General features: G+C 42.4%; 2 protein-coding genes. Both read left to right on the top strand.

The annotated features are described in order from the left end of the window. Positions 1-241: 241 nt before the first annotated feature. Positions 242-1537, top strand: a complete 1296-nt coding sequence (locus LD39_RS21190) for a homoserine dehydrogenase (protein WP_035553634.1) — start codon at positions 242-244, stop codon at positions 1535-1537. Between the two features lies 1 nt (position 1538). Continuing rightward, on the top strand, positions 1539-1846 hold a 308-nt coding region (locus tag LD39_RS21185; RefSeq protein ID WP_035553631.1), incomplete at its 3' end, for a pyridoxal-phosphate dependent enzyme.

The raw sequence follows: 1846 nt of genomic DNA, 5'->3' as shown, positions 1-1846 counted from the left end.
TTTTCTTTTTTTCCTTCGTTCATGATCTATCCTTTATTTTTTTATCTGTTCTCGAAATAAAAAACCGCTTTTCCATATAATATAGGATGAAAAAATTCAAAAAGTTTCCTTATTAAAATTTTTTTAAAATCTGTGAATTCAAATAGTTATGAATTCTCCCTTGTACTTCCCTCTATCTTTCGTTACAATGTCCTTTATATAAAGAGTAATGTATCTATCAAGTGGACAAGGAGTGTGAACGATGAAACAAACCATTACCGTAGGATTGTTAGGTTTAGGTACGGTCGGGAGCGGGGTCATTGAGATCCTTCGCGATCATCAGGAAAGTATTCAGCATAAAACAGGGTGCGAGGTCACGATTAAATCTGTACTTGTCAGTGATCTGTCCAAATCCCGTGATCTTCCGACTGGTTCTACGACTCTAACCGATCAATACGAAGACATCACGAGAGACCCCGAAATTGACGTAATCGTAGAGGTGATGGGTGGGATCGATCACACATTAACCATATTATTAGAAGCGATTGAACATGGAAAACATATCGTGACAGCAAATAAAGATTTAATTGCTCAGCATGGATCGGAGTTATTCGAAGCTTGTCAGAAGCGAGATTGCGACCTTTACTATGAAGCAAGTGTCGCTGGAGGAATTCCGATCATCCGTTCAATAATGGATGGCCTTTCTTCTGACCGTATCCGTAAGATGATGGGAATCGTTAATGGAACGACCAACTATATCATGACGAAAATGTCCCAGGATGGTGCGGATTTTGACAGTATATTAAAAGAAGCTCAAGATCTTGGGTTTGCTGAAGCTGATCCTACGGCTGATGTCGATGGATTGGATGCAGCAAGAAAAATGACAATATTATCGATCCTTGGTTTTTCTATGCCATTCAATTTAGAGGATGTCGAAGTGAAAGGGATTCGCGGTCTTTCACTTTCTGACATTAAGTATGCCGAAGAGCTTGGCTACCGAATCAAATTAATTGGTATTGCAGAAAATGACGATTCTGGAGTATCTGTGAGCGTCGAACCTGCTTTACTTCCAAGCACTCACCCTCTTGCTTCCGTAAATGATGAATTCAACGCGGTGTATGTTTACGGTGATGCGGTCGGTGAAACGATGTTCTATGGTCCAGGGGCAGGAAAACTTCCTACAGCAACAGCCGTCGTTTCAGATTTGATTGCTGTCCTTAAAAATATTCGTCTTGGAACAACGGGTACGGCTTACGTTCAGCCTCAATTCCCTAAACAGGTGAAACCGAAGACAGAACAACTTTCGAAGAAATACATCCGTCTTCACGTTCTTGATCAAGCAGGAATGCTGAACAAGATCACTCAGATCTTTGCTCAGTACGATATTTCCTTTGACCAGATTATTCAACGTCAATCTGATAATGAAGAAGAGCGTGAACTCATGATGGTCACTCATAAAGTGAGCGAAGAAGATTTTGAAAAAGCGAGACAAGAGCTTGAACAGCTACCGTCGATCAGACATATCGACAGCATATTCCGTGTAGAAGGGGGAGACTGATATGTGGCAAGGTTTGCTGCATCATTACCGTGAATTTTTACCTGTTACTAAGAACACACCAAGCTTAACACTGCACGAGGGAAATACTCCCCTTCTCCCAATTCCAACAATTTCTGAAGAACTTGGAATTGAAGGCTATGTCAAAATCGAAGGAGCCAACCCGACAGGCTCTTTCAAAGACCGCGGCATGGTCATGGCGATGGCGAAGGCGATTGAAGAAGGTTCGAAAGCCGTTATTTGCGCCTCGACAGGTAACACTTCTGCTTCTGCTGCGGCCTTTGCGGCTCGCGCGGGGCTTCGCTGTATCGT

Source organism: Halobacillus sp. BBL2006, assembly GCF_000786645.1.
GTDB lineage: Bacteria > Bacillota > Bacilli > Bacillales > Halobacillaceae > Halobacillus.
This window is presented reverse-complemented; position numbering and strand designations above follow the sequence as displayed.